Annotated in this window: 12 protein-coding genes; 8 read left to right on the top strand and 4 right to left on the bottom strand. The window is 73.3% G+C overall.

What is annotated here, in order from left to right; all coding sequences use genetic code 11:
• Positions 1 to 48 precede the first annotated feature (48 nt).
• From IE311_RS04310 to IE311_RS04345, 8 genes are all read left to right on the top strand, one after another.
• The gene (locus IE311_RS04310) at positions 49 to 942 is read left to right on the top strand and encodes an acetaldehyde dehydrogenase (acetylating) (RefSeq protein WP_189830168.1); all 894 of its coding nucleotides are present in this window, start codon (positions 49 to 51) and stop codon (positions 940 to 942) included.
• Entirely contained in the window at positions 939 to 1,976 is a 1,038-nt protein-coding gene (gene dmpG, locus IE311_RS04315; RefSeq protein ID WP_189830169.1) for a 4-hydroxy-2-oxovalerate aldolase, read from the top strand. Before IE311_RS04310 ends, dmpG begins: the two co-directional genes overlap by 4 nt.
• Positions 1,977 to 2,031: 55 nt before the next feature.
• Positions 2,032 to 2,262 (top strand): acyl carrier protein, encoded by a 231-nt coding sequence (locus tag IE311_RS04320; protein ID WP_189830170.1) that lies wholly within the window; start codon positions 2,032 to 2,034, stop codon positions 2,260 to 2,262.
• A 68-nt stretch (positions 2,263 to 2,330) separates the two neighbouring features.
• A complete protein-coding gene (locus tag IE311_RS04325; RefSeq protein ID WP_189830171.1) occupies positions 2,331 to 3,458 on the top strand; it encodes a histidinol-phosphate transaminase in 1,128 nt (375 codons plus the stop codon).
• Positions 3,455 to 4,471, top strand: a complete 1,017-nt coding sequence (locus IE311_RS04330; protein WP_189830172.1) for an LnmK family bifunctional acyltransferase/decarboxylase — start codon at positions 3,455 to 3,457, stop codon at positions 4,469 to 4,471. Before IE311_RS04325 ends, IE311_RS04330 begins: the two co-directional genes overlap by 4 nt.
• 8 nt (positions 4,472 to 4,479) lie before the next feature.
• Entirely contained in the window at positions 4,480 to 5,040 is a 561-nt protein-coding gene (gene cysC, locus IE311_RS04335; RefSeq protein WP_189830173.1) for an adenylyl-sulfate kinase, read from the top strand.
• Entirely contained in the window at positions 5,037 to 5,972 is a 936-nt protein-coding gene (gene cysD, locus IE311_RS04340) for a sulfate adenylyltransferase subunit CysD (protein ID WP_189830174.1), read from the top strand. Before cysC ends, cysD begins: the two co-directional genes overlap by 4 nt.
• Positions 5,973 to 5,974: 2 nt before the next feature.
• On the top strand, positions 5,975 to 7,306 hold the full coding sequence (locus tag IE311_RS04345; RefSeq protein ID WP_189830175.1) for a sulfate adenylyltransferase subunit 1: 1,332 nt from the start codon (positions 5,975 to 5,977) through the stop codon (positions 7,304 to 7,306).
• 28 nt (positions 7,307 to 7,334) lie between these two features.
• Here IE311_RS04345 and IE311_RS04350 read toward each other — a convergent pair whose 3' ends face one another.
• From IE311_RS04350 to IE311_RS04365, 4 genes are all read right to left on the bottom strand, one after another.
• Positions 7,335 to 11,318 (bottom strand): non-ribosomal peptide synthetase, encoded by a 3,984-nt coding sequence (locus IE311_RS04350; protein WP_189830176.1) that lies wholly within the window; start codon positions 11,316 to 11,318, stop codon positions 7,335 to 7,337.
• Positions 11,315 to 19,189, bottom strand: a complete 7,875-nt coding sequence (locus tag IE311_RS04355) for a non-ribosomal peptide synthetase (protein ID WP_189830177.1) — start codon at positions 19,187 to 19,189, stop codon at positions 11,315 to 11,317. Before IE311_RS04355 ends, IE311_RS04350 begins: the two co-directional genes overlap by 4 nt.
• A 37-nt stretch (positions 19,190 to 19,226) precedes the next feature.
• Positions 19,227 to 20,276: a MupA/Atu3671 family FMN-dependent luciferase-like monooxygenase gene (locus IE311_RS04360; protein ID WP_189830178.1), complete on the bottom strand. Its 1,050-nt coding sequence runs from the start codon at positions 20,274 to 20,276 to the stop codon at positions 19,227 to 19,229.
• A gap of 64 nt (positions 20,277 to 20,340) precedes the next feature.
• Positions 20,341 to 24,594, bottom strand: a complete 4,254-nt coding sequence (locus IE311_RS04365; protein WP_189830179.1) for an amino acid adenylation domain-containing protein — start codon at positions 24,592 to 24,594, stop codon at positions 20,341 to 20,343.
• Positions 24,595 to 24,988: the final 394 nt, after the last annotated feature.

Here is a 24,988-nt window from a genome sequence, read left to right on the forward strand (position 1 = left end):
CCGTCGCGACCCAAGGCGAATCTCTAGACAGGGAAGGGCGATGCAGCCATGAAGCAAAACGGGCGCCTGCCCGTGGCCGTCCTCGGCGCCGGCCTCATCGGAGTCGATCTGGCCGAGAAGATCATGCGTTCCGAGCTCCTCGACTGCGGACTGGTCGTGGGGCGCGACGAGAACACGCCCGGCCTGCGGCAGGCGGCCGAACTCGGTCTTCCCATCGGGACGCGCGGAATCGAGTCCCTCCTGGAGGCCCCGGAGCCGTTCGCCATCGTGTTCGACGCGACCAATGCCATGGCGCACGCCGAGCACGCGGAACGTCTGAGTCTGTCGGGCACGAAGCTCGTGGACCTGACGCCGAGCAAGGTGGGGCGGATGGTGATCCCGAGCGTGAACGGGGAGGAGGTCCTGAGCTCCGACGACATCAACATGATCAGCTGTGGCGGTCAGGCGTCGATACCGATCCTCCACGCGATCACCCAGACACACCGGGTCGACTACGTCGAAGTCGTCACGACGGCCGCCAGCCCGAGCGTCGGACGCTCCACCCGCCTCAATCTCGACGAGTACATCGAGACCACCCAGGACGCGGTACGTGACTTCACCGGCGTCAAGGACGTCAAGGCGATCCTCAACATCAGCCCGGCCAAGCCGCCGGCGACCTTCAGGGTCGCCATGTCGATGCTGGGCGAGGGGTTCGGCACGGCGTCGGTGAACGCCGCCGTGGAGGCCGCCGCCGACCGGGTCCGCTCCTTCGTGACGGGGTACCGGATCACCGCGTGTGTCGTGGAGGAGACCAAGGTGTTCGTCGCCGCGGAGGTCACCTCCTCCGGCGGACGCATCCCCAAGTACGCCGGAAACCTCGACATCATCAACTCCGCCGCGGTTCATGTCGCCGAACGATGTGCGGCCGCCGGCCTGGCGAGCATCGGTACGGAGACGTCATGAGCGCAGCAACCTCTCCCGGCGGCGCCGGAAAGCCGGTCGTCATCCACGACGCGTCCCTGCGCGACGGCCATCACGCCGTCCGTCACCAGCTGGACCGCGAACAGCTGCGCGCCTACGCGCGGGCGGCGGACATCGCCGGCGTCCCGGTGGTCGAGGTGGGGCACGGCAACGGTCTGGGAGCCTCCTCCCTCCAGGTCGGGCAGGCCCGGCTCGGTGACGACGAGATGCTGTCGATCGTGCGCGAGGCCCTGCGCGACAGCAGGATGGCCGTCTTCATGCTGCCGGGATGGGGCACCACGGCGGACCTCGAACGCGCCATCGCCCACCAGGTGGACATGGTGCGCATCGGCACCCACTGCACCGAGGGCGATCTCGCCGAACGGCACCTCGGCTTCCTCCGCGAGCAGGGGGTCGAGGCCCAGGCCGTGCTGCTGATGAGCCATATGGCGAGTCCCGACCGGCTGGCACGGGAGTGCGCCCAGCTGGTGGAGTTCGGCGCGAGCGCGGTCGGCATCATGGACTCCTCCGGCCACTACCTGCCGGCCGATGTCACGGAGCGCATCGGTGCCATGCGCGAAGCCGTCGACGTGCCGGTCATGTTCCACGCCCACAACAACCTCGGTATGGCGGTCGCGAACTCGATCGCCGCCGTGGAGGCGGGCGCGGACATCCTGGACGCCTGCGCCCGGGGCTTCGGCGCCGGCGCGGGGAACACCCAGCTCGAAGTCCTGGTGCCCGTGCTGGAACGGATGGGCTTCTCGACCGGAATCGATCTGTACGGCCTGCTGGACGCGGCCGACATCGCCGAGCGCGAACTCATGCCCGCCCCGCCCACCATCGACTCGGTGAGTGTCGTCAGCGGCCTGGCCGGAGTGTTCTCCGGGTTCAAGAACCGGGTCCTCGACGTCTCGCGGCGTGAGGACGTCGATCCGCGCGACGTCTTCTTCGAACTGGGCAGGAGACAGGCCGTGGCGGGCCAGGAGGACCTCATCATCGAGGTGGCTCTGGCCCTGAAGGCGGCCCGCGGTGCGTGAGGGCCGCGAGCCCGCGGCCTTCGATCGGGCGAGGACAGTGAGGGAAGAACCGGTCGTGTACGAGGAACTCAAGGACATCCTGGTCGGAGCGCTGCACATACGTGAGGAGGACGTCGCGCCCACGGCCACCCGTGAGGAGGTCGGGCTGGACTCCCTGGCGGTGCTGGAACTCTCCGCCGCACTGAACGAGCGGCTCGGCATCGAGGTCCACGACTACGAGCTGCTGGACGCGGACACCCTCGCCGACGTGGCCCGCCTGATGGCGGAACGGCGGCCGGGAGGCTGAGCCCCACAGTCGATTCGGGCGCCGCTCGCACGACCGAGCGCGGCGGTGTCCCCTCCACCGGGAGTCCCATGTCGTACCCACCCCTGCGCGCCGTACTGGACACCCTCGCCGCCTACAAGCCGTCCGAAGGCGTCCACGGACCGAACGCGCGACCTCGCCCCCTGTCGGCGAACGAGTCGCCGCACAGCCCTCTCCCCGGCATCGTCGAGGCGATCGCGCGGGCCGGCTCCACGGTGAACCGCTACCCGGACCCCGGCTGCGGACCGCTGATCGAAGCCCTCGCCCGGACCCACGGGATCACGGAGGACCGGATCGCGGTCGGTGCCGGATCCCTGGCGCTCCTCCAGGCCCTCTTCCAGTCGGTCGCCGATCCCGGCGCCGAAGCCGTGTACGCCTGGCCCTCGTTCGAGGTCTACCCCACGCTCGCCGCCCTGGCCGGCGTGGAGTCCGTACAGGTGCCGCTGCTCGACGAGGCACACGACCTGCGGGCCCTGTCCGACCGGATCTCTCCCCGGACCGGGCTCGTGATCATCTGCAATCCGAACAACCCGACGGGCACGGTCGTCGGTCACGAGGAACTCCGGAAGTTCGTCGCGTCCGTTCCCCCGACCTGTCTGGTGGCCGTGGACGAGGCCTACCACGAGTACGTCCGCGGGCCGGCCGCGGCCAGTGCCCTGCGGCTGTGCGACGAGCACCCCAACCTGGTGGTGCTGCGCACCTTCTCGAAGGCCTACGGACTGGCCGGACTGCGGACCGGATATCTGGTGGGGGACGCCCGTGTCGTCGAGAGGCTGCGCAAGGTGTGCCTTCCCTACGCGGTGAGCACCGTGGCGCAGCAGGCCGCCCTGGCGGCCCTCGGACTCGAGGAGGAACTGCTGCGGCGCGTCGACGGGACGGTCGCGGAACGCACCCGTGTACGTGACGCCCTGGTGCGCCGCGGCCGGCGGGTCCCGGAGAGTCAGACGAACTTCCTCTGGCTGGGACTCGGCCCGCGTGCCGCCGACTTCGGGGCGTGGTGCGCGCGCAGGGGCGTCGCGGTAAGGGCGTTCCCGGGCGTCGGCGTACGCGTCTCGATCGGCTCCGCCGACGACAACGACGCGTTCCTCGCCGCGGCGGAGGCCTGGCACTCCTCGGAAGAACCGGCCACGGCCGGAGCCGAGCACACACATCGCGTCCGAAAGGCGGCGGAGGCATGACCACTCTTCATCCCGCACACGGTGCGCTGATCCCGGACGGTGCCCGGGCAAGCCGTCATGTGGTCGTCGCACCGGGCATGTGCAGCGGCGGCTCACTGGTGTTCGGCCGGATCGGGGACTGGACCTGGGAGGTGGTGAGCGAGTCGTGCCGGATCAACGTGCACGCGGCCCGGACCGCCGACGGAGACCCCGCCTATCTGTCCTTCTACTACTTCCACGTCCGCGGCGGGGACGTCGTCCATCCGCACGGGCTCACCTTCGGCGACGAACTCCGGGTCGACTCCCGGGCCTTCCAGTTCGGCAGTCAGTCGGTCATCACGCTGCACCGGCTGGCCCCCGCGGGTCTGGAGCTGCCGGACGGACCGCTGGACCCGGCGGAGGTGTACGAACACCCCCACCCCGACTGCCTCTACGCCGAGAACTTCAACCGGTGGATCGCCCGCACCACCGCCGGAAGCAATCGCGACCTCGCGCGGGTGACACCCCCGGACTTCGGCTACCAGGAGCTGCCGCTCCTTCCCAACGCCTACTCGCCCCGGTCCTTCGTGGGCAGGGCCCGGGCCACCGGTAGCTTCCACCCCGAGGGCCCACCCGGATTCGAGGAGGCCGGCAAGCCTCTGACCTACGACTACGGCCTGGACGTCGTGCGCGACCTCAACGGCGCCGGACTGATGTACTTCGCCTCGTACTTCGCCGTCTTCGACACCATGCTGCTGCGTCTGTGGCGGTCACTGGGACGCACCGACGAGCAGTTCCTGCGGCGCAAGGTCATCGATCAGAAGATCGGCTACTTCGGCAACGCCGACCCCGGCACCGCCTTCGAGGTCACGGTCCGCAGATGGCGGAGCACCGGGTCCCCGGACGTGGAGATCGCCGACATGGCCCTGCGCGAAGCGGCGAGCGGGCAGCTGATCGCCGTCACCGCGATCGAGATCGAGACAGGGCCCGAGTGCGGGGCCGAGTTCGGGAGCGGGGCCGAGGCAGCGGGCATCCGCCCCTCGGACGGCGGGTGACACCGCACATGACCGACGACCTCCTGAACGGTGGCGCCGTCGGCGCGACGGTATGGCTGACCGGCCTGCCCAGCGCGGGCAAGACCACGATCGCGCTGACCGCGGCCGCCGAACTCCGCTCCGCCGGACACCGGACACACATCCTCGACGGCGACGAGCTCCGCGCCCACCTGACGGCCGACCTCGGTTTCTCCCGCAGGGACCGGGAGGAGAACGTGCGCCGCATCGGCTACGTCGCCGAGCTGCTCGCCTCCCACGGGGTGACGGTCCTGGTACCCGTCATCGCCCCGTACGCCGACACCCGCGCCTCCGTGCGCGAGCGTCACGAGGCCGCCGGCACCGCGTATGTCGAGGTGCACGTGGCGACACCGGTCGACGTGTGCGCCGCCCGCGATGTGAAGGGCCTGTACGCCAGACAGGCGAGGGGCGAGCTGTCCGGACTGACCGGCGTCGACGATCCGTACGAGCCGCCGGCCGCACCGGACCTGCGGATCCCGGCGCACGAACAGAGCAGGGCGGAATCGGCGCGGGCGCTGGTCGCGCTGCTGCGGAAGAAGGGACTGGCATGACGACGGCGACGACAGCGACCGGGCGAACCGACAACCCGTGCACCCAGACCCACGCCGACGTACTGGAGTCGGAGGCGGTGCACATCTTCCGCGAGGTGGCGGGTGAGTTCGAGCGGCCGGTGATCCTCTTCTCCGGCGGCAAGGACTCCATCGTCATGCTGCACCTCGCACTGAAGGCGTTCGCACCCGCCCCCGTGCCGTTCGCGCTGCTGCACGTGGACACCGGACACAACTTCCCCGAGGTCCTCGAGTACCGGGACCGTGTGGTGGCGGCCCACGGCCTGCGGCTCCATGTGGCGTCCGTACAGGACTACATCGACCGCGGTGTGCTCAAGGAGCGCCCCGACGGAACCCGCAACCCGCTGCAGACGCTGCCGCTGACGGAGAGGATCCGCTCGGAGCGGTTCGACGCGGTCTTCGGCGGCGGCCGCCGCGACGAGGAGAAGGCCCGCGCCAAGGAACGGGTCTTCAGCCTCCGGGACCAGTTCTCGCAGTGGGACCCGCGCCGCCAGCGCCCCGAACTGTGGCAGCTCTACAACGGCCGACACGCCCCGGGCGAACACGTACGGGTCTTCCCGCTGTCCGACTGGACCGAGCTGGACGTGTGGCAGTACATCGCCCGCGAGGGCATCGAGCTGCCGGAGATCTACTTCGCCCATGAGCGCGAGGTCTTCCGGCGTTCGGGGATGTGGCTGCCGGTGGGCGACTGGGGCGCCCCGAGCGACGGCGAGACCGTCGAGAAACGACGCGTGCGCTACCGCACCGTCGGTGACATGTCCTGCACCGGCGCGGTCGACTCCGACGCGGTGACCCTGGACCAGGTGATCGCGGAGATCACCGCGTCCCGGCTGTCCGAGCGGGGCGCGACGCGCGCCGACGACAAGCTCTCCGAGGCCTCCATGGAGGACCGCAAGCGCGAGGGGTACTTCTGAGCATGACCAGGACCACCGAACTCCCGGCCCCCACCCTGCTGCGGTTCGCCACCGCCGGCTCCGTCGACGACGGTAAGTCCACCCTGGTGGGACGGCTGCTGTACGACTCCAAGTCGGTGCTGGCCGACCACCTGGAGGCCGTCGAGCGGGCATCGGCCGGCCGCGGCCAGGAAGCGCCCGACCTCGCCCTGCTCACCGACGGGCTGCGCGCCGAACGGGAACAGGGCATCACGATCGACGTCGCCTACCGCTACTTCGCCACCCCGAGGCGACGGTTCATCCTGGCCGACACACCCGGGCACGTGCAGTACACCCGCAACATGGTCACGGGCGCTTCGACCGCCGACCTGACCGTGATCCTGGTCGACGCCCGCAACGGGGTCGTCGAGCAGACCCGCCGGCACGCCGCCGTCGCCGCGCTGCTGCGCGTTCCGCACGTCGTCCTCGCGGTCAACAAGATGGACCTGGTCGGCTACCGCGAGCCGGTCTTCGCCTCGATCGTGGCGGAGTTCACGGCGTACGCGGCCGGTCTCGGCATCCCCGGGGTCACCGCGATCCCGATCTCGGCCCTGGCCGGGGACAACGTGGTGGAGCCGTCGGCGGTCATGGACTGGTACAGCGGCCCGACGGTGCTGGAACACATCGAGACGGTTCCGGTCAGCCGCGAACTCGCCCACGGCCGGGCACGGCTGCCGGTGCAGTACGTCATCCGCCCCCGGACCGCCGCACACCCCGACTACCGCGGCTACGCGGGCCGGATCGCGGCCGGATCCCTCCGTGTCGGCGAGCCGGTCACGATCCTGCCGTCCGGCCGTACGACGAGGATCTCCGGCATCGACCTGCTGGGCAGGCGGGTCGACACCGCCTGGGCCGGGCAGTCGGTGACCGTCCTGCTGGAGGACGACATCGACATCTCGCGCGGTGACCTGATCGTCCCGACGACGGACGCCCCGGCGACCACCCAGGACATCGAGGCGACCGTCTGCCACGTGGCCGACCAGGCACTGACCGTCGGACACCGGGTGCTGCTCAAGCACGGCACCCGCACGGTCAAGGCGATCGTCGAGGACATCCCCTTCCGGCTGGACCTCGACGACCTGTCCCTGCGCACCCACTCCGGCCGGCTCCTGGCCAACGACATCGGCCGCGTCAGGATCCGTACCGCCGAGCCGCTGCCCGTCGACCCGTACGCCGACTCGCGCCGCACCGGCTCCTTCATCCTGATCGATCCCGGCGACGGCACCACCCTGACCGCGTGCATGGCCGGCGAGTCCTTCCTCGCTCCCGCACCGGCCGACGGCTCCGCCGCCACCGCCGACGGCTGGGACTTCTGACCCGGGGAAGTCCCGGCCGTCGTGCCGCTCAGCGTCCCTCCGGCCCCTCCGCGGCCCGGCCGGACAGCACCTTGCCGATGGTGACGAGCGGAGCGGGATCCAGCATCTCGTAGTGGCCGCACGCGAGGTCGAAGGCCGAGAGGCGCCCGCCGCCGTACGCCCGCCAGGCGTCCGGGGCGGCGCCCGGACCGTCCGACGCGGCCCGGAAGTGGAGCACGTCCACCCCGCGCGTCCGCACCGGGGGCGTCCGCAGCGCGTCCACCGCCGACCGCACGGCGATCCGCGCGCCCTCCACCGCCCGCTCCCCGAGCAGCGCGATCTGCTCCGGTGGCGTCCCGTCCGCGGCGAACCCGGCCGACCCGGCCACGTGCCGGTGCGTCTCCTCCCAGTCCGGCAGACCCTCCTCGGGCGCCGGGTACGAATCGAGCAGGGCCACGAACTCCACGGCGTGCCCCGACTCCACCAGCTCGGCGGCGACGCCGTACGCGAGGGTGCCGCCGACCGACCAGCCGAGCAGCCGGTACGGTCCCTCCGGCTGCACCTCCCGGATCCGCCGCGCGTACTCCCGCACCAGTTCCTCCGGCTTGCGCGCACCACCCTCCGGATCGGAGAGGCTCGGAGACTGCAGCCCGTACAGCGGCACGTCCGGATCCAGGTGGGGCAGCAGCCTGGCGTACGGCCAGGCGAGCCCGCTCGCCGCGTGCACCGCGAACAGAGGCTTCAGCCGTCCCCCGGTCCGCAGCGGCAGCAGCACGTCCAGGCCGGAGCCGTCTCCCTCACCGTCGAGCCTGCGCGCCAGGGCGGCCGGAGTCGGCGCCTCGAACAGGGCACGGACGGTCAGCTCGGTGCCCAGGACCGCGCGCACCCGGCTCACCAGCCGGGTCGCCAGCAGGGAGTGCCCGCCCATGTCGAAGAAGCCGTCGTCCGGGCCGACCCGGTCCACCCCGAGCACCTCGGCGAACAGCGCGCACAGCGGTTCCTCGTGAGCGTGCTCCGCTCCTCGTCGTACGGCGGCGCCGTACGTGGGAGCAGGCAGCGCCGACCGGTCCAGCTTGCCGTTCGGCATCCGGGGGAACCGGGGCAGCTGCACCACGGCGGAGGGCACCATGTGGTCCGGCAGCGAATCCCGGACGAAGCGCCGCAGCTCCGCGGCGTCGAGCACCGTCCCGGGGTCGGCCGTCACGGCGTACGCCACCAGCCTGCGGTCGCCCGGCCGGTCCTCCCGTACGACCGCGACGGCCTGCGCCACGTCCTCGTGCCGCAGCAGGGCGGCCTGCACGTCGCCGAGTTCGATCCGGAAGCCACGGACCTTCACCTGGCCGTCGAGCCGGCCCAGATACTCCAGCTGCCCGTCGGCCCGCCACCGCACCTGGTCGCCCGTGCGGTACATGCGGCCGCCGGGCTCGCCGAACGGGCAGGCCACGAAGCGCTCCGAGGAGAGTGCCGGCCGGTTCAGATAGCCTCGGGTGACGCCCGCGCCGGCGATGTACAGCTCTCCCCGCTGCCCCTCGGCGACCGGCAGCAGCCATGGATCCAGCACGTACACCCGGGCGTTGGGCACCGGTCGGCCGATCGGCGGATCGCCGACCGCAGTGTTCTCGGTGTTCTTAGTGTCCTCGGCGTCCTCAGTGTCCTCGGTGTACTCGCCGCCACTGCGCCACCAGGTGGAGTAGGTGGTCGCCTCGGTGGGGCCGTAGATGTTGGTGACCGCGCAGCCGGGCACCCGCTCGAGCAGCTCCCGCAGCAGGGCGCCCGGCACCGCCTCCCCGCCGAGCACCACGTGGCGTGCCGAGACCTCGAAGGCACCGCCCGCCAGCATGCTCGCCGTCGCCGAGGGAACGCCGCTGACCAGGCTCCCCTCCCAGCCGTCCCGTTCCAGCAGCGCGAACAGGTCGTCGACCAGCTCCAGATGTCCGCCGAGCGCCAGGGTGGTGAGAATCTCGAAGATCGACACGTCGAAGCTGAGCGAGGTGGAGGCCAGCACCCGTGCCATGCCGTCGGCGCCGAAGTGGTCCTCGACCGTCGCCACGAAGTTGACGGCGTTCGCGTGCTCGACGACCACCCCCTTGGGGACGCCGGTGGTGCCGGAGGTGTAGATGACATAGGCGGGATGCCGGGGGAGAAGCGGTCCCCGCCGCTCCGCGTCCACGACGTCCGTGTCCTTCTGCTCCTCGACGCGCCGCACCACGGCGGGATCGTTCAGGACGAGCGCGGCCGCGCCCTCCGGCAGCACACCCCGGGTCTCCCCGGTGACCACCGCGAGCCGGGGCCGTGCGTCGGCGAGCATCCGCGCCACCCGGTCGGCCGGGTAGCGCACGTCGACCGGCACATAGGCGGCACCGGCCTTGAGCACGGCGAGCAGGGCGACGACCATGTCCGCGGTCCTCGGCAGCGCCAGCGCCACCCGGGTCTCCGGCCCCGCGCCCTCGGCGATCAGCACCCGCGCCAGACGGTTCGCCCGGCGGTTGAGCTCCTCGTGGCCGAGGGTCAGGCCCCGGTGCGTGAGGGCGGGCCGGAGCGGGATCCGCGCGGCACGCGCCTCGATCAGGTCGGTCAGCGTGGCCGCCGCCACCGGACGGGCGGTGGCGTTCCACTCCTCCAGCGTCCGCAGGCGCTCGGCGTCCGAGAGGACCGGCAGACCGCCGACCGCGCGGTGCGGATCCTCGGCGATCGCCTCCAGGATCGCTTCGAGCCGCTCGGCGATCCCCTCCACCATTCCGCGCCCGAGCAGATCGGGGCGGAAATCGAGCCGTACGCCCAGCTCGTCTCCCGGGGTGCAGATCAGGGAGAGCGGGTAGTGGGTGGCGTCGAACCCGGCGACATCGACGAGCAGCGCCTCGCCGAGCCGACGACTGCCCGAGCCCATCGGGTAGTTGTCGAAGACGGTCGTGGTGTCGAAAAGGGTCGCGAAGCCGGTCTGCTGCCGGATCTCCGTCAGCCCGACGTGATGATGCTCGAACAGGTCGAGCTGCTCGTCCTGGATCCGTTCGAGCAGGTCGAGCAGCGTGTCCCGCGGGTCCATCCGCACCCGCGCCGGAACGGTGTTGATGAGCAGCCCGACCATGGTCTCGATGCCGTCGACCTCGGCGGCCCGCCCCGACACCGTCATCCCGAACAGCACGTCGCTCTGACCGGTCAGCTGCCGCAGCACCAGCCCCCAGGCCACCTGCATCACGGTGCCGAGGGTGACGCCCGCCTCCCGCGCCCGGTCCGTCAGCGCGGCGGTGCGCGCGGCGGACAGCGAGCGCGTCACCCGCTCGGGGACGACCGTACCCGTGCCCCGCGCCCCCGGAGCCACCAGCGTCGGCCCCTCGATCCCGGAGAGCGCCTCGGCCCAGGCATCCCGGGACCACTCCGGCTCGACCTCGCCGAGCCAGTCCAGATAGGAGGTGTACGAGGGGGCGGCCGGCAGCGGACGGGTCGCCCCGTCGGCTCCGGCGTCGTACAGCCGGAACAGCTCGTCGAGCAGGATCGAGACGGACCAGCCGTCCAGAATGATGTGGTGGTTCGTCAGCGCGAATCGCCACCGGGTCTCGCCGAGACGGATCAGCAGGAAGCGGACCAGCGGCGGCCTGGCGGTGTCGAAGCGCCGCCCCCGCTCCTCCTCGACGAGCCGCGCGGCCTCGGCCTCCCGGTCGTCGGGGGCGGTCCCGGCGAGGTCGGCCGTTCGCCAGTCCAGCTCGACCCGGGGCACCACGAACCGTACGGGCGCGCCCGACGCGTCCGTACGGAACCCCGAGCGCAGGCTGTCGTGCCGGTCCTGGAGCGCCTGGCAGACCTCCCGGAGCAGAACGGGGTCGACCGGCCCCTCGAAGTCCAGTGCCAGTTGGGTGGTGTAGATGTCCTGGCCGTCCGAGTCGAACGCCGTGTGGAAGAAGAGCCCCTGCTGGAGCGGCGCCGGCCTCGACGTCCCCTCACGGACGTCCTCGTGACCGTCCTCGGGGCCGCTCGCCCGGCCGTACTCCCGGCCGTCCTCCTGGCCGTGTTCATGGGTGCGGTCTGGTGCGGTCACGCCGTCTCTCCCGGTTCGCCGGTGCAGGTGGTCAGGGTCTCCAGAGCCTCGAACCAGGCGTCGGCCAGGGCCTCCACCCGGGCTCTCTCCAGCAGGGCCTTCGGATACGCCCAGCCGACGTGGAGCTCCGGCCGGTCCCCGCGGTCGTGGACGACCACGGACACCTCCATGAGATGTGTCAGGGGCATCTCGGGGTCACCGCCTCCGGAGACCGCCCCGGCCTCCGGCGCCAGGCTCCAGTCCGCCGCCTCGGGCCGGTCGAACCGGCCCAGGTAGTTGAAGAGGATCTGCGCCCGGGGCCCCGCCCGCAGCACGGGCGCGGTCTCCGGATGGAGATGACGCAGCAGACCGAAGCCGAGCCCCTTGTCCGGCATGCTTCCGAGCTGCTCCTCCACGGCCCGCACGGTGCCCTCCGGATCGTCCGGCCGCCCCGCGAGCCGTACGGGGAACATGCTGGTGAACCACCCCACGGTCGACGACAGGTCGAGGCCGTCGGCGATCTCCTCGCGGCCGTGCCCCTCCACCTCGACGAGGAACGGCGCGCCGTCGCAGTCCGCCGGGCGGCCGGGGGCGTCCTCGGATCCGGATGTCGGGCGCCAGCGCCCCACGGCCGTGCTCAGCGCACCGAGCAGCACCGCGTTCACGCCGACGCCCAGCCGGGCGGGCACGCGGGCCAGGAGCGGCTCCGTCCGGTCGGCGGGAAGGACACGGGTGACGATGTGCTTCGAGCCCTCCACATCTCGGGCGGCCACGAGATCGGCGCCGGGAAAGAGATCGCGCGCGCCCTCGAAGAGACCCAGCCAGAAGGGGAGTTCGGACGCCCGCCCGCGTGCCTCGCGCTCCAGACGGCGTCCCCAGTCGGCGAACGACACGGGCGTGAAGTCCGGCCCCGCCGTCCGAGGGGCGGCCCCGGTGCTCAGGTCCTCCAGGAGGATCCGCCACGAAACGCCGTCCACGACGAGGTGGTTGATCATCAGGAGCAGCCGGCCGTCCCGGCCGGGACCCGCGTCGAACCAGACCGCCTGGAGCATGGTCCCCTCGCCGGGCGCCAGTCGCCGCCGGGCCGCCTCCGTCCCGGTACGGATCAGGTCCGCGAGTTCCCCCGCCGTGCGACCGGCCGTGTCGAACCGTACGACGAGCCCCGCCGCGTCGACGGCACCGCGCGGCAGTACCTCGAGCCGCCACGCGGGGGTGCGCGTCAGCCGTGTCCGCAGGGCGTCGTGCCGGTCGACCAGCGACTTCAGCAGCGCCCGCAGCCCCGGCAGGGTCAGCTCGGCCGGGGTCCGGACGAGCACGGACTGGTGGAAGCCGTCGACGGGGCCACCCCGCTCGCGCTGCCAGTGGACGATCGGGGTGAGCGGCACGTCGCCGGCGGTCGTCATGTCACCGACGGTCGTCACCTCGCGGGCGGACGGCACCTCGTCGGCCGACGGCGCCGGGGCGGGTGCGGTCGCCGCGCCCGCCTTGGGCGGCCGAGCCTTCGCGTGGACGGCCAGTTCGGCGACGGTGCGGTACCGGAAGACGTCCCGGGTGGAGATGGCCAGCCCTCGTGAACGGGCCCGGGACACCAGCCTGATCGACACGATGCTGTCGCCGCCGAGTGCGAAGAAGTCGTCCTCGACACCGACGGCGGGCCGTCCGAGGACAGCCGCGAACAGTTCGCAGAGGAGCCTCTCCGCAGGGGTGCTCGGCTCCCGGGCCGCGCCGGCGGGGGAGACGGGACCCCGCGGTGCGGGCAGAGCGGAGCGGTCGAGCTTTCCGTTCGGCGTGAGCGGCAGCCCGTCGGGAAGCACGACGACGGCGGGGACCATGTACGGCGGCAGCAGCTGCCGCGCCCACTCGGTGAGCGAGGGGTCGAGGTCGTCGGCGGCGCCGGTGGCCGGGACGGGGGCGACATAGGCGACGAGCCGGCGCTCGCCCGGCCGGTCCTCACGCACCACGACGGCACTGCGGGTCACACGGTCGTGCCGGTCGAGGACCGCCTCGATCTCGCGGGGTTCGATGCGGAAGCCGCGTATCTTCACCTGGTCGTCGGCGCGCCCGAGGAAGTCCAGTTCCCCGTCGGGGGTCCACCGGACCAGATCGCCGGTCCGGTAGAGGCGGGCGCCGGGCGGACCGTAGGGATCGGCGACGAACCGCTCGGCGGTCTGCCCCGGCCGCCCGAGATAGCCCCGGGCCACGCCGGCACCCCCGATGTACAACTCGCCCGGCACGCCCACGGCCACCGGCCGCAGCGCCTCGTCCAGGACGTACACCCGTGTGTCGCCCAGCGGGGAGCCGAGCGGCGGGTGTTCCGCGTTGTGCGGGCCGATCGGGGCCGCGAGGGACCAGATGGTCGTCTCGGTGGGGCCGTACACATTGGTGACCTCGGCGGCCAGGCCGACGAGACCGCCGGCCAGGGCGGGAGGCAGCGCCTCGCCCCCGACGAGGACGCGCAGCCCCCGGACCGCGTCGGGGATCCCGGCCACGAGGCCGGACCACAGGGAGGGGGTCGCCTGGACGGCGGTGACTCCGTGCCGTCCGATCAGCCGGCCGAGAGCGTGCGGCTCGCGCACCTCGTCGGGAGAGGCGAGGACGACCGCGGCCCCGTCGATCAGCGGCAGGAGCAGCTCCAGATGGGCGATGTCGAAGGCGACGGTCGTCACGGCGAGCAGGCGGTCGGTGGGGCCGAGCGGCAGCCGGTGCCGCATGGCGGCCAGCAGATGGGCGAGATTGCGGTGGGTGACCGCGACCCCCTTCGGCCGGCCCGTCGAACCGGAGGTGTAGAGGACGTACGCGGTGCTGTCGGCCGGGATCGCCGCGTGCGGGATCGGGTCTTCCGCATCGTTCCCCGTGCCGGCCCCGGCCCCGTTTCCGCCCACGTCGGCGAGTGCGGAGCCGAGCCCGGGGTCGTCCGGGGCGAGCCAGTCGTCGGTGCCGAGCGCGTCGCGGGTGGCGCGGTCCGCGAGCACCAGGAGCGGAGCGGCCTCGGACAGCACCGCTGCCACCCGGTCCCTGGGGTGGTGCGGATCGACCGGGAGGTACGCGGCACCGGTCCGGTGCACGGCGAGCAGGGCGACCAGGAGGTCGGGCGTGCGGTTCATGGCCACGGCGATGAGCCGCTCCGGGCCCGCCCCGAGCTTCCGCAGCCGCCCGGCCAGCCGCTCCACCCGGGTGTCGAGCTCCCTGTACGTGAGGCTGTGGGTCCCGTGCAGCACCGCTGCCGCGTGGGGCGTCCTGGCGGCCTGCTCCCCGAACCACCGCGGCACCGAACCGTGCGGTGTCTCCGCACCGGCCGCCGGACCGCTCCACTGCGTCAGGACGGTGTTCCGTTCGGCGGGCGACAGGACGTCGAGCCGCCGTACCGGACGGGTGGGGCGGGCGGCCGCGTCGGCGAGCAGGGTCGTGAAGTACCCGGCGAGCCGTTCCGCGGTGCCGTGGTCGAAGAGGTCGCGGGCGTAGAAGAGGGTGCCGTCCAGCCCCCCGCGGGACTCGGTGAGATCGAAGAGGAGGTCGAAGGGGACGCTGCGGGTGGTCCGGCCGTGGGGGAGAGCGTCGACGTGGAGGCCGGGCAGTTCCAGTGCTGCGCCCGCGTTGTTCTGCAGGCTCAGCATGACCTGGAAGAGCGGGTGCCGGGCCGCCGAGCGCACCGGGGCGACCGCGTCCACGACCCGCTCGAAGGGCACGTCCTGGTTCTCCAGTGCGGCGAGGACCCCGGGGCGCACGCGGTCGAGCAGCTCGCCGAAGTCCGGATCCCCCGAGACGTCGGTCCGCACGACCACGGTGTTCACGAAGCAGCCGACGAGGTCGTCGAGGCCACTGTCGGTGCGTCCGGCGACCGGGCTGCCGACGAGGACGTCCGTCCCGGCACCCAGCTGCCGCAACAGGGCCGCCAGAGCGGCGTGCAGCACCATGAACACGCTCGCGCCGTGCCGCCGCGCCAGAGCGGTGAGGCGGGCGTGATCCTCGGGGGCGAGCCGGAACGGCACCGCGTCGACGCGATGGCCCGCGACGGCGGGGCGGGGCCGGTCGGTGGGCAGCGGGAGCTCGTCGGGAGCACCGGCCAGGGTGCCGGTCCAGTGGGCGAGCTGCCGGGCGAAGGGGCTCCCGGGGTCGTCGGGGTCCCCGAGCGCCGCACGCTGCCACAGCGCGAAGTCGGCGTACTGCAGCGGAAGGTCCGGGACCTCGGGGGCCCGTCCCCGCAGCCGGGCGGCGTAGGCCTCGGAGAGGTCGCGGAGGAACGGGGCGGCGGACCAGCCGTCGAAGGCGATGTGGTGGATCGTGACAGCGAGGACGTGGTCCCCGGGGCCGCAGGCCAGGAGCTCGGCCCGCAGCGGTCTCTCGCGCGCCAGGTCGAAGGCGTACTCCGAGGCCGCGACGACCGCCGCCTCGATCTCGGCCCGCGCCACCTCCCGCACCGGCAGGTCGAACTCCGCCGGTTCGAGGACGAGCTGATGGGGGGTGCCGTCGGTGACCGGGAACACGGTGCGCAGGCTCTCGTGCCGTGTCACCACGTCCCCGAGCGCCGTCGACAGCGCGCCGGTGTCCAGCCGGCCCGTCAGCCGCAGGGCGGTCGTGACGGTGTGCGAGGCGGCGTCCTCCACCAGCGCGCCCTGGAGCCAGAACCGCAGTTGGGAGAAGGAGGGAGGCAGTACGTCCCCGCGGGGCGGGGGCCGCAGAGCGCCGCGCCCGGCGCCCGGGGTCCCGAACCTCGCGGCGAGCGCGGCGGGCGTCGGCGACTCGAAGACCGTCCGTGCCCCGATCCCGTCGTCCAGCACCTCGCGCAGCCGGTTCACCAGCCGGACGGCGAGCAGCGAGTGGCCGCCGAGCGCGAAGAAGTCGTCGTCCGCGCCGGCCTCCGGCACCCCGAGGATCTCGGCGAACAGCCCGCAGACCAACCGCTCGGCGGGGGTGCGGGGCGGCCGGGAGCCGGTGTTCCGCGCGGGGGCGGGCAGAGCCGCCCGGTCGAGCTTGCCGTTGGGCGTGAGGGGCAGCCCGTCGGGGAGCAGGACGACGGCGGGGATCATGTAGTCGGGCAGGGTCCGGCGGGCGTGTTCGTCGATCTCCGACGAGGGATCACCCTCGACGCCCGGGGCGGGGACGACATAGGCGACGAGGCCGAGCTCCCCCGGCCGGTCCTCCCGTACGAGGACGGCGGCGCGGCCGACGGCCGGGTGGCGTTCCAGGGCGGCCTGCGTCTCGCGCGGTTCGATGCGGAAGCCGCGTATCTTCACCTGGTCGTCGGTGCGGGTGAGGAAGTCGAGCTCGCCGTCGGCGGTCCACCGGACGAGGTCCCCGGTGCGGTACATCCGGGTGCCGGGCGCGCCGTGGGGATCGGCGACGAAGAGCCCCGCGGTGGGTCCCGGGCGGCCGAGGTAGCCGCGGGCCAGGCCGGCGCCCGCGAGGTAGAGCTCGCCCGGCACCCCCACGGGCACCGGCCGGAGCCACTGGTCCAGCACATAGGCCCGTGTGTTCGCCATCGGCCGGCCGATCGAGGGCTTGCCGCCGTCCGCGTCCCGGTCCGGGTCCAGACGTCCGAAGGTGGTGAACGTCGTGTTCTCGGTCGGCCCGTAGACATGGGTGAGCGCGGTGTCCGGGAACTCCGTCAGCATCCGCCGCACGGCGCCCGCCGACGGCTGCTCGCCGCCCGTCCAGAGGTGCCGGAGCCTGCCGAGCAGCGGATTGCGCTCCGCGACGAGCAGGTTGAAGAGGGCGGTGGTGAGGAAGGCGCTCGTGGCATCCCCGTCGGCCGCGGCACGCTCCAGCGCCTGCGGGGAGGCGTCGCCGGCCGGCACCATCACGACGGTGCCGCCGCCGAGCAGCGGCACCCACAGTTCGTACGTCGAGGCGTCGAAGGAGTGCGGCGAGTGGGCGAGCACCCGCGTGTGGCCGCCGTCCGCCGCCCAGCAGGGATCGGCGGCGAGGGCGACGATGTTCCGGTGGGTCACCAGGACGCCCTTGGGACGCCCGGTGGAGCCGGAGGTGTACATCGCGTACGCGGCCTGCCCGCCGTCGATGTCCGGCCGTCCGACCGCGTCCGGACCGGCGGCGATCGGATCGAGGGCGTCGGGACCGGCCCCGACCGGGTCGAGGTCGACGGATGCGGGGCCGACCTGGTCGGTCTCCTCGGCCAGGAGCAGGACCGGCGGCCGCCCGTCCCGTGTACCGCCCGCGAGTTCCTCGGCCTTCTCCCTCGTGGACGCGTCCGCCAGGAGCACGCGGGGCCCCGCCTCCTCCAGAATCGCGCGCTGCCGCTCGTCCGGGTTGCGCGGGTCCAGCGGAAGGTAGGCCGCCCCAGTCTTCAGCACGGCGAGCAGGGCGACCACCAGATCGGCCGAGCGGTTCATGGCCACGGCGACCAGCCGCTCCGGCCCCGCGCCCGCGCGGCGCAGACGGCGGGCGAGGCGGTCGGCCCGGGCGTCGAGCTCCGCGGAGGTGAGCCGGACGTCGCCGCAGACCACCGCGGTGCCGTCGGGAGCGGCGGCGGCGCGTCGCCGGAACAGCGCCGGTACGGAATCGGCCGGGAGCGCCGTCTCCCGGCCGTTCCACGTCTCCAGCGTCGTGCGGCGCTCGGCGGGGGAGAGGAGCTCCAGCCGTCCTGTGCGCCGCTCGGGCGCGGCGACCGCCTGCGCCAGGAACGCGGTGAAGCGGCGGGCCAGACGCTCGGCGGTGTCGTGGTCGAAGAGGTCGCGGGCGTAGACCAGGGTGCCGTCCAGTCCCCCGTCGGTCTCCGTGATGTCGAGGAGCAGGTCGAAGGCGATCGTCCGGTGGGGGCCGTGGCGGAGCAGCCGGGTGTCGAGGCGGGGGAGGCGCACGGTGGCGCCCGCGTTGTTCTGCAGGCTCAGCATGACCTGGAAGAGCGGGTGCCGGGCCGCCGACCGTGCCGGGTTGACGGCCTCCACGACCTGCTCGAAGGGCACGTCCTGGTGGTCGAGCGCGGCCATGACGCCCGTCCGTGCCCGCTGGAGGAGTTCGTGGAAGTCGGGGTCGCCGGAGGTGTCGGTCCGGACGACGACGGTGTTGACGAAGCAGCCGACGAGGTCGTCGAGGCCGACGTCGGTGCGGCCCGCGACGGGGCTGCCGACCAGGATGTCCGTGCCCGCACCGAGCCGTCCGAGGAACGCCGCGAGCGCGGCGTGGAGGACCGTGAACGTGCTGGCCCCGTGCCGGAGGGCGAGCCGGGTGAGGTCCCGGAAGCCGTCGGGCGGCAGATGGAAGGCAACGGTGCCGGCCCGGTGGGTGGCGGTGGCGGGGCGCGGCCGGTCGGTGGGCAGGGGAAGCTCGGCCGGCGCGTCGGCGAGGGCGCGCGTCCAGTGGGTCAGCTGCTCGGCGAAGAGACTGCCGGGGTCGTCGGGTGCGCCGAGCTCCTTGCGCTGCCACAGCGTGAAGTCCGCGTACTGGAAGGGGAGTTCGTCCCAGTGCGGTGGCCTTCCGCCGAGGCGCGCGGTGTAGGCGTGCGCGAGGTCGCGGAGGAACGGCGCGACGGACCAGCCGTCGAAGGCCATCTGGTGCACGGTGATCGCCAGCACATGGTCGTCCTCGGGGCCGACGGTGAGCAGGACGGCCCGCAGCGGGATCTCGCGCTCCAGGTCGAAGCGGTGCCCGGCCGCGTCGGCCACGGCTGCCTCCACGTCCGGTTCCCCGATCCGCCGTACGGGCAGTTCGACCGTCACCGTCTCCAGGATCCGCTGCCCGGGCACTCCGTCGGTGACCGGGAAGACGGTGCGCAGACTCTCGTGGCGTGTCACCACGTCCCGCAGTGCTTCGCGCAGTGCCACCGCGTCCGGTCGGCCCGTCAGCCGGAGTGCCATCGAGGCGTTGGGCGATTCGCCCAGGCGGTCCAACTCTCTCTGGAACCAGAACCGCAGCTGCGAAAACGACAGGGGGATCACGGTGGTGTCGGCCTCTCGGGTCTCTCGGGTCTCGGAGTCAGTTCGCTTCGCATGCCGCGCGGAGGACGTCCAGATGGCGCAGGCCGCCCAGTACGGTCTTGGTGTCGATCCCGAAGTCGATCAGGCAGGCGATCTCGTCGACGCCGACGGCGCGCAGCCGCTCGACCGTCGGCCTCGCGTCCTCCACCGTCCCGAACAGCCCTCGCTGCTCGACGTAGGTGTCGAGGGACTGGGCGACGAGGAAGTCGAGGTCCTCGTCCTCCAGCGCGTCGATGTCGAAGTCCGGGTCGAGGGCGCCGAACGAGCGGGCGAGGAGATGGACCGAGCTCCTGAGGTAGGCGCGCAGCGGTTCTTCGACGGTGGCGCGCACCTCGTCCCGGTCGGCGCCGAGGAAGGTGTGCAGCATCAGGACGACATGCCCGTCCCAGCCGTCGTGCGCCTCGCGCGCCGCCCGCCGGTACTCCGTGATCTTCTCGGCGAGTTCGTCGACGTCCTGGTGCAGCAGATGGGTGAGGACTCCGGCGCGCGCCGCGGCCGCCGTACGGAAGGTGCCCGCGTCGCCGGCGCTGGTCACCCAGAGCGGCAGCTCCCGCTGTACCGGAGGCGGGAAGATCCGTACGGTCGCCGGGGCGCCGTTGCCGTCCACGACCTCGTGGCCCTCCCCGCGCCAGAGCGCCCGGAGCCGCTCGACGCTGTCGGCCAGGACGCGTTTGCGGTCCGCGTACGGGACCCGGCCCAGCGCGAAGTCCACGGGGTGCCAGCCGGAGGCGAGGGACACCCCGGCCCGCCCGCCGGAGAGGTTGTCGACGACCGACCATTCCTCGGCGATCCTCAGCGGATGGTGGAGGGGCGCGACGACGCTTCCGGCGCGGATGGCGACGGTGTTCGTGATCATCGCCAGGGCGGCGCCCACGACCGACGGGTTCGGGTAGAGCCCGCCGAAGGGGTGGAAGTGCCGTTCGGGTGTCCACACCGCGCGGAATCCGTGCCGGTCGGCGAAACGGGCGCCCTCCAGCAGCAGTTCGTACCGTCCGGCGTCCCCGTCCGGTGTGCTGTCGTCGGCGAAGTAGAAGAGGCTGAAGTCCATCGGGGATCCTTCGACAATCCTTGTCCTGCGCGATCCGGTCGTCTGCCGCGGGTTCCTGCCGCCGTCACCCGGGCCGGGGCATCCTCCGCAGTGCGGGCCTCGCCCTGCGGGCGCCCGTGAGCCGGGTGGCGAGTTCGGCCACCGTGGGCGCGTCGAACACCGTGCCCACCTGGAGCTCCACCCCCAGCTCGGCGCGGACGCGGCTCACCAGCCTGGTGACGAGGAGAGAATGGCCGCCGAGCTCGAAGAAGTCGTCGTCGATGCCGACCGGGTGCGGCGCCTCCGCCCCGCCCGCCCCGAGAACCTCGGCGAACATCCGGCACAGCGCCGCCTCCTGAGGCGTCCGCGGTGGGCGGCCGGTCCCGCGCGGGGCGACTCGCGCGGCGGGCAGCGCCGCCCGGTCGAGCTTGCCGTGCGGGGTGAGCGGGAACTCGTCGAGGACGACGATCGCGGACGGCATCATGTACGCGGGGAGGTACGCGGCCGCCCACGCCGTGACCTCCCTGACGAGTTCCGTGTCGTCGGACGCCGCGCCGGGCGCGTTGACATGGCGCTCGGGATCCGTCATCGGCCCGGTCCCGCTCTCCGCGGGGATGTCCCGCTCCCCGGCGGAGAACTCGGCGTCCACATGATCGGGCCCCGCCTTCGCGGACCAGCGCACCACGACGCGGTACCCCAGCCGTTCGCCGAGCCGTACCAGCTCCTCCGGGTCCGGACCGGAGCCCGGCGCCCCGCCCGACAGACGCAGGTCCTCGGCGAGCCGGGCGTTCGGCACACCGGCGACCCGGACGGGCGAGGACTCCCGGGCGCGGTCCCGCAGGGCGTCGGCGAGGCCGTCGAGCGTGCGGACGTCCGCTCCCCAGAGCAGTTCCGTCACCGCACCGGCACGGGGTCGCGCACCGTCGGCGCGGCGCAGGACGACGTCGTAGCGGTAGCGGGTCAGTTCGTTGTGGTGGGTTCCCCGCTTCAGCCGTACGTCACAGCTCGCGAAGCGCGGCACGGAATCCTCGGACGCCACCGTCAGCGACCGGAAGAACTCCGGATCCACCAGCAGCTCGGGCTCCGTGGCCAGACGGTGCGCCACCGCCCGGCGATGCTCGGCGGTTCCCGGCGCGGTGCCCGCCGAGCGGGCCGCGACCGCCCCGTGGAAGGACTCCGCGAGGCCCAGGTGCCGGACGTCGCCGACGAACACGGAGCCATGGGGCCGCAGCGCGGCCGCCGCGAGCCCGAGGACCCGTTCCAGGTGGCGCCCACTGGGGAAGTACTGAACGACCGAGTTGAGGACGACCAGGTCGAAGTACCCGCGCGGGACGCCCTCGTGGTCGTCGGCCGGCCGGCTGTGCAGGACGACCCGCCCGGCCAGGTCCGGCCGCTCGTCCACTTGTCGCCGCAGCCGCTCGATCACCCGGGGCGAGAGATCGAGGCCCCAGTACGTCTCCGCCTCGGGGGCGAGGCGCGAAAGCAACAGGCCGCTGCCCACCCCGAGTTCGAGGATCCGTCGGGGCCTCAGCGCGCGAATGCTCCGTACGGTCTCGTCGCGCCACTCCCGCAGCTGCTCCAGCGGCAGGGCGCTGCCGTCGTAGCCGCTGTTCCATCCGCTGAAGTCCTCGCCGAAGGCCGTCGTCGCATCGGCCCGCACGGAGTCGTGGACACGACGCCAGTCGGCCACCCGGTCGGGGTCGCTCCGGTGCCCGGTACTCGCCGAGGCGGTCGGCTCGCGGCGGACATGGGCGACGAGCCTCCGGTCTCCGTCCGGATCCTCGTGCACGGTCACCGCGGCGGCGGACACCCCGGGGTGAGCGGCGAGCCGCGCCTCGATCTCGCCCGGTTCGATCCGGTGCCCCCGCACCTTGACCTGGTCGTCCGCACGACCCGCGAACTCCAGTTCGCCCGAGGGGTTCCGGCGGGCCAGGTCGCCGGTGCGGTACATCCGCGTCCCGGCCGGACCGTAGGGGTCCGCGACGAAGCGCTGCGCCGTCAGTCCCGGCCGGCCGAGGTAGCCGCGGGCCAGCCCCGCCCCGGCGACGTACAGTTCGCCCACCACTCCGGCGGGCACCGGCCGCAGCGCGTCGTCGAGGACGTGGAGACGCGCGCCCCGGACCGCTCCGCCGATCGGCGGCGGGCCGGCGCTCTCCGAGAGCGGTCGGCTCATGGTGGCGCAGACCGTCGTCTCCGTCGGTCCGTACGCGTTGATCAGGGTCCGGCCGGGAGCCCAGCGCCGCTGTTGTTCCGTGTCCAGGGCCTCGCCGGCGGAGACCAGGACGCGGACGCCCGGGAGGGCGTCGGACGGCAGGACACGCAGCACCGACGGGGGCAACGTCGCGTGGGTGACCCGCTGTTCGTCGACGAGACGGCACAGCCCCGGCCCCGGCAGCAGGTCGCGGGCGGGCGCCAGGACGAGCGCGGCCCCCGCGGACAGCGCCATGGCGAACTCCCAGAAGAACGCGTCGAAGCCGGGGGAGGCGAACTGCAGGACCCGGCTGTCGGCGTCCACCGCGAGCGTGTCGCGCTGATGGGCGGCCAGCTCGGCGAGACCGGAGCGGGTGACGACCACGCCCTTGGGCAGGCCGGTGGACCCGGAGGTGTGGATGACGTACGCGGGCAGGCCGCTCTCGGCCCGGCGAGCGCCCGGCGGCGGGCCGGACGCCGGTGCGCGCCGCAGCGCCGCACCGGTCTCGGGATCGTCCAGGTCGACACGGGGTACCGAGGTGCCGGCCGGAAGGACCGTGCCGGAGTCCGCGAGGAGCAGTGCGGGAGCCGCGTCGCCCAGGACATGGGCGATGCGCCGCTCCGGGTAGCCGGGGTCCACCGGAAGGTGGACGGCCCCGCTCTTCAGTACCGCCAGGACCGCGACGACCAGCTCCACCGAGCGGTCGAGCGCCGAGGCGACCACCGTCTCGGGCCCGGCGCCCCGCGCGGCCAGCACATGGGCCAGCCGGTTGGCGCGCGCGTCGAGCTCCCCGTAGGAGACCGTGTCCTTCCCGAACACCAGGGCCGTGGCGTCCGGGGCGGCTCCGACGCGCTCCTCGAAGAGGTCGAGCAGTGGCCGCGCCGGGGCCTGCGCGGCGTCGAGCGACGCGATCCGGTCCACCCGGCCGAGAGGGGCCAACCGCCCGCCGGGGAGCCGGCGGACCCGGTCGCCGGTGCGGTACATCCGGTTGCCGGCCGGACCGTGGGGGTCGGCGACGAAGCGCTCGGCGGTCGGCCCGGGGCGGCCCGTGTAACCGAGGGCCACACCGTCGCCCGCGAGGTACAGGTCCCCCGGCTCGCCCTCGGCCACCGGCCGCAGCGCGCCGTCGAGGACATGCGCGCGCACCGCCGGAAGCGGAGACCCGATCAGGGGTACGGAACCGGTGATCGGCGCGGCGAGGGACCCGGCCGCGCACTCCGTCGGACCGTACAGAACGGCGGCGTCCACCCGCCCCCGCTCGACGCTCCGGGAGAGGTCCGCCCAGAGGGCCCGGGACACGGGCTCCGGGCCCAGGAAGAGCCGGAGCGGAGCGGTCTCCCGTCCTTCGGCCACCAGGTGGGGGCGCAGCAGCTCCCAGTGGGACGGGGTGCAGTCGAGGTCGGTGGCCCCGTACTCCTGGAGGAACCGGGCGAACAGCGCGGGGTCGGCGCGATGTTCGTCGCCCGGGAGGAGCAGGGTGTCGCCGCGGCAGACACGGGTCCACTGCCGGACCGAGACATCGAGGTCGAGGCCCGCGTTCCACACCACCCGCGCCGGCGACGGGGGACCGCCACCGTCCGCCGCGGGAACACCGCGTCCCTCCCACGCGCGTACGAGATGGGCGGTGTTGAGGTGAGTGAGCGTCACCGCCCACGGAGCGCCGGAGTCGCCCGAGGCCTGGACGACCGCCGCCGCCCCGTACGGAACATCACCCGCCGGTACGGGTCCCGCGGCGGGTGCGCCCGGCCCGGTCAGGCCGAGGCCGGGGGCGAGAACGAGACGGCGCGTGCCCTTCGGCCACTCGGTGTCGTCCGGTCCCGTGGTGAGCACCAGACGTGCCCCGGCCTCCTCGGCGAGCCGACGCCGTCGCCGTGCCGAACGGGCCGGATCGAGGGGCGCGTACGCCGCGCCGGCCCGCCACACCGCGAGCATCGCCGTCACCAGGTCGACACCGCGCGGAAGATCGAGGGCGACGGTCGTACCGGGCTCCGCGCCCGCCGCGCCCAGTACCCGGGCCGCCCGCTCGACCCGCTCGCCCAGTTCGCCGAACGTCACCGACTCCGAAGGCGCGACCACGGCGGCGCGCTCGGGGTGCCGGGTCGACTCCCGCCGAAAGCGTGTGAGGAGGTCGATCGCGCTGGTGACCACGGACAGCTCCTTGCGCAGGTGAGGGGGCGGTGCCGGTGGGGGTGACGCCGCCGGGACCGGTCGCGGTCGCGGCGCTCTCGGAGCGGGCCGTGGCTAGTGCGGTGCGGTGGCTGGAGCGGTGCGCGGGCCCGCCGGCCGCCCGCCGGGCCGGGCATGCTCCACCCGGTCCGCGCCCGCCGCCCGTGAGCCGGGTCCGGATGTCGCGGCCCACCTGGCCGGAATATCGAATTCCAGACGCCGGAGGGAGCGCCGGCCCCGGTCATTGGCAGGGGTCGGGAATTGGCCGGACCCATTCTCGAACGGATTGATCATCCGGGCTCGACCCTCCCACGAGACATGGCGCGTTGGCTATGGACGCGGCTGAGCCTAAGCGGCACCAGCGGGAAATGGCCAC

This window comes from Streptomyces zaomyceticus (genome assembly GCF_014656215.1).
Lineage (GTDB): Bacteria > Actinomycetota > Actinomycetes > Streptomycetales > Streptomycetaceae > Streptomyces > Streptomyces zaomyceticus.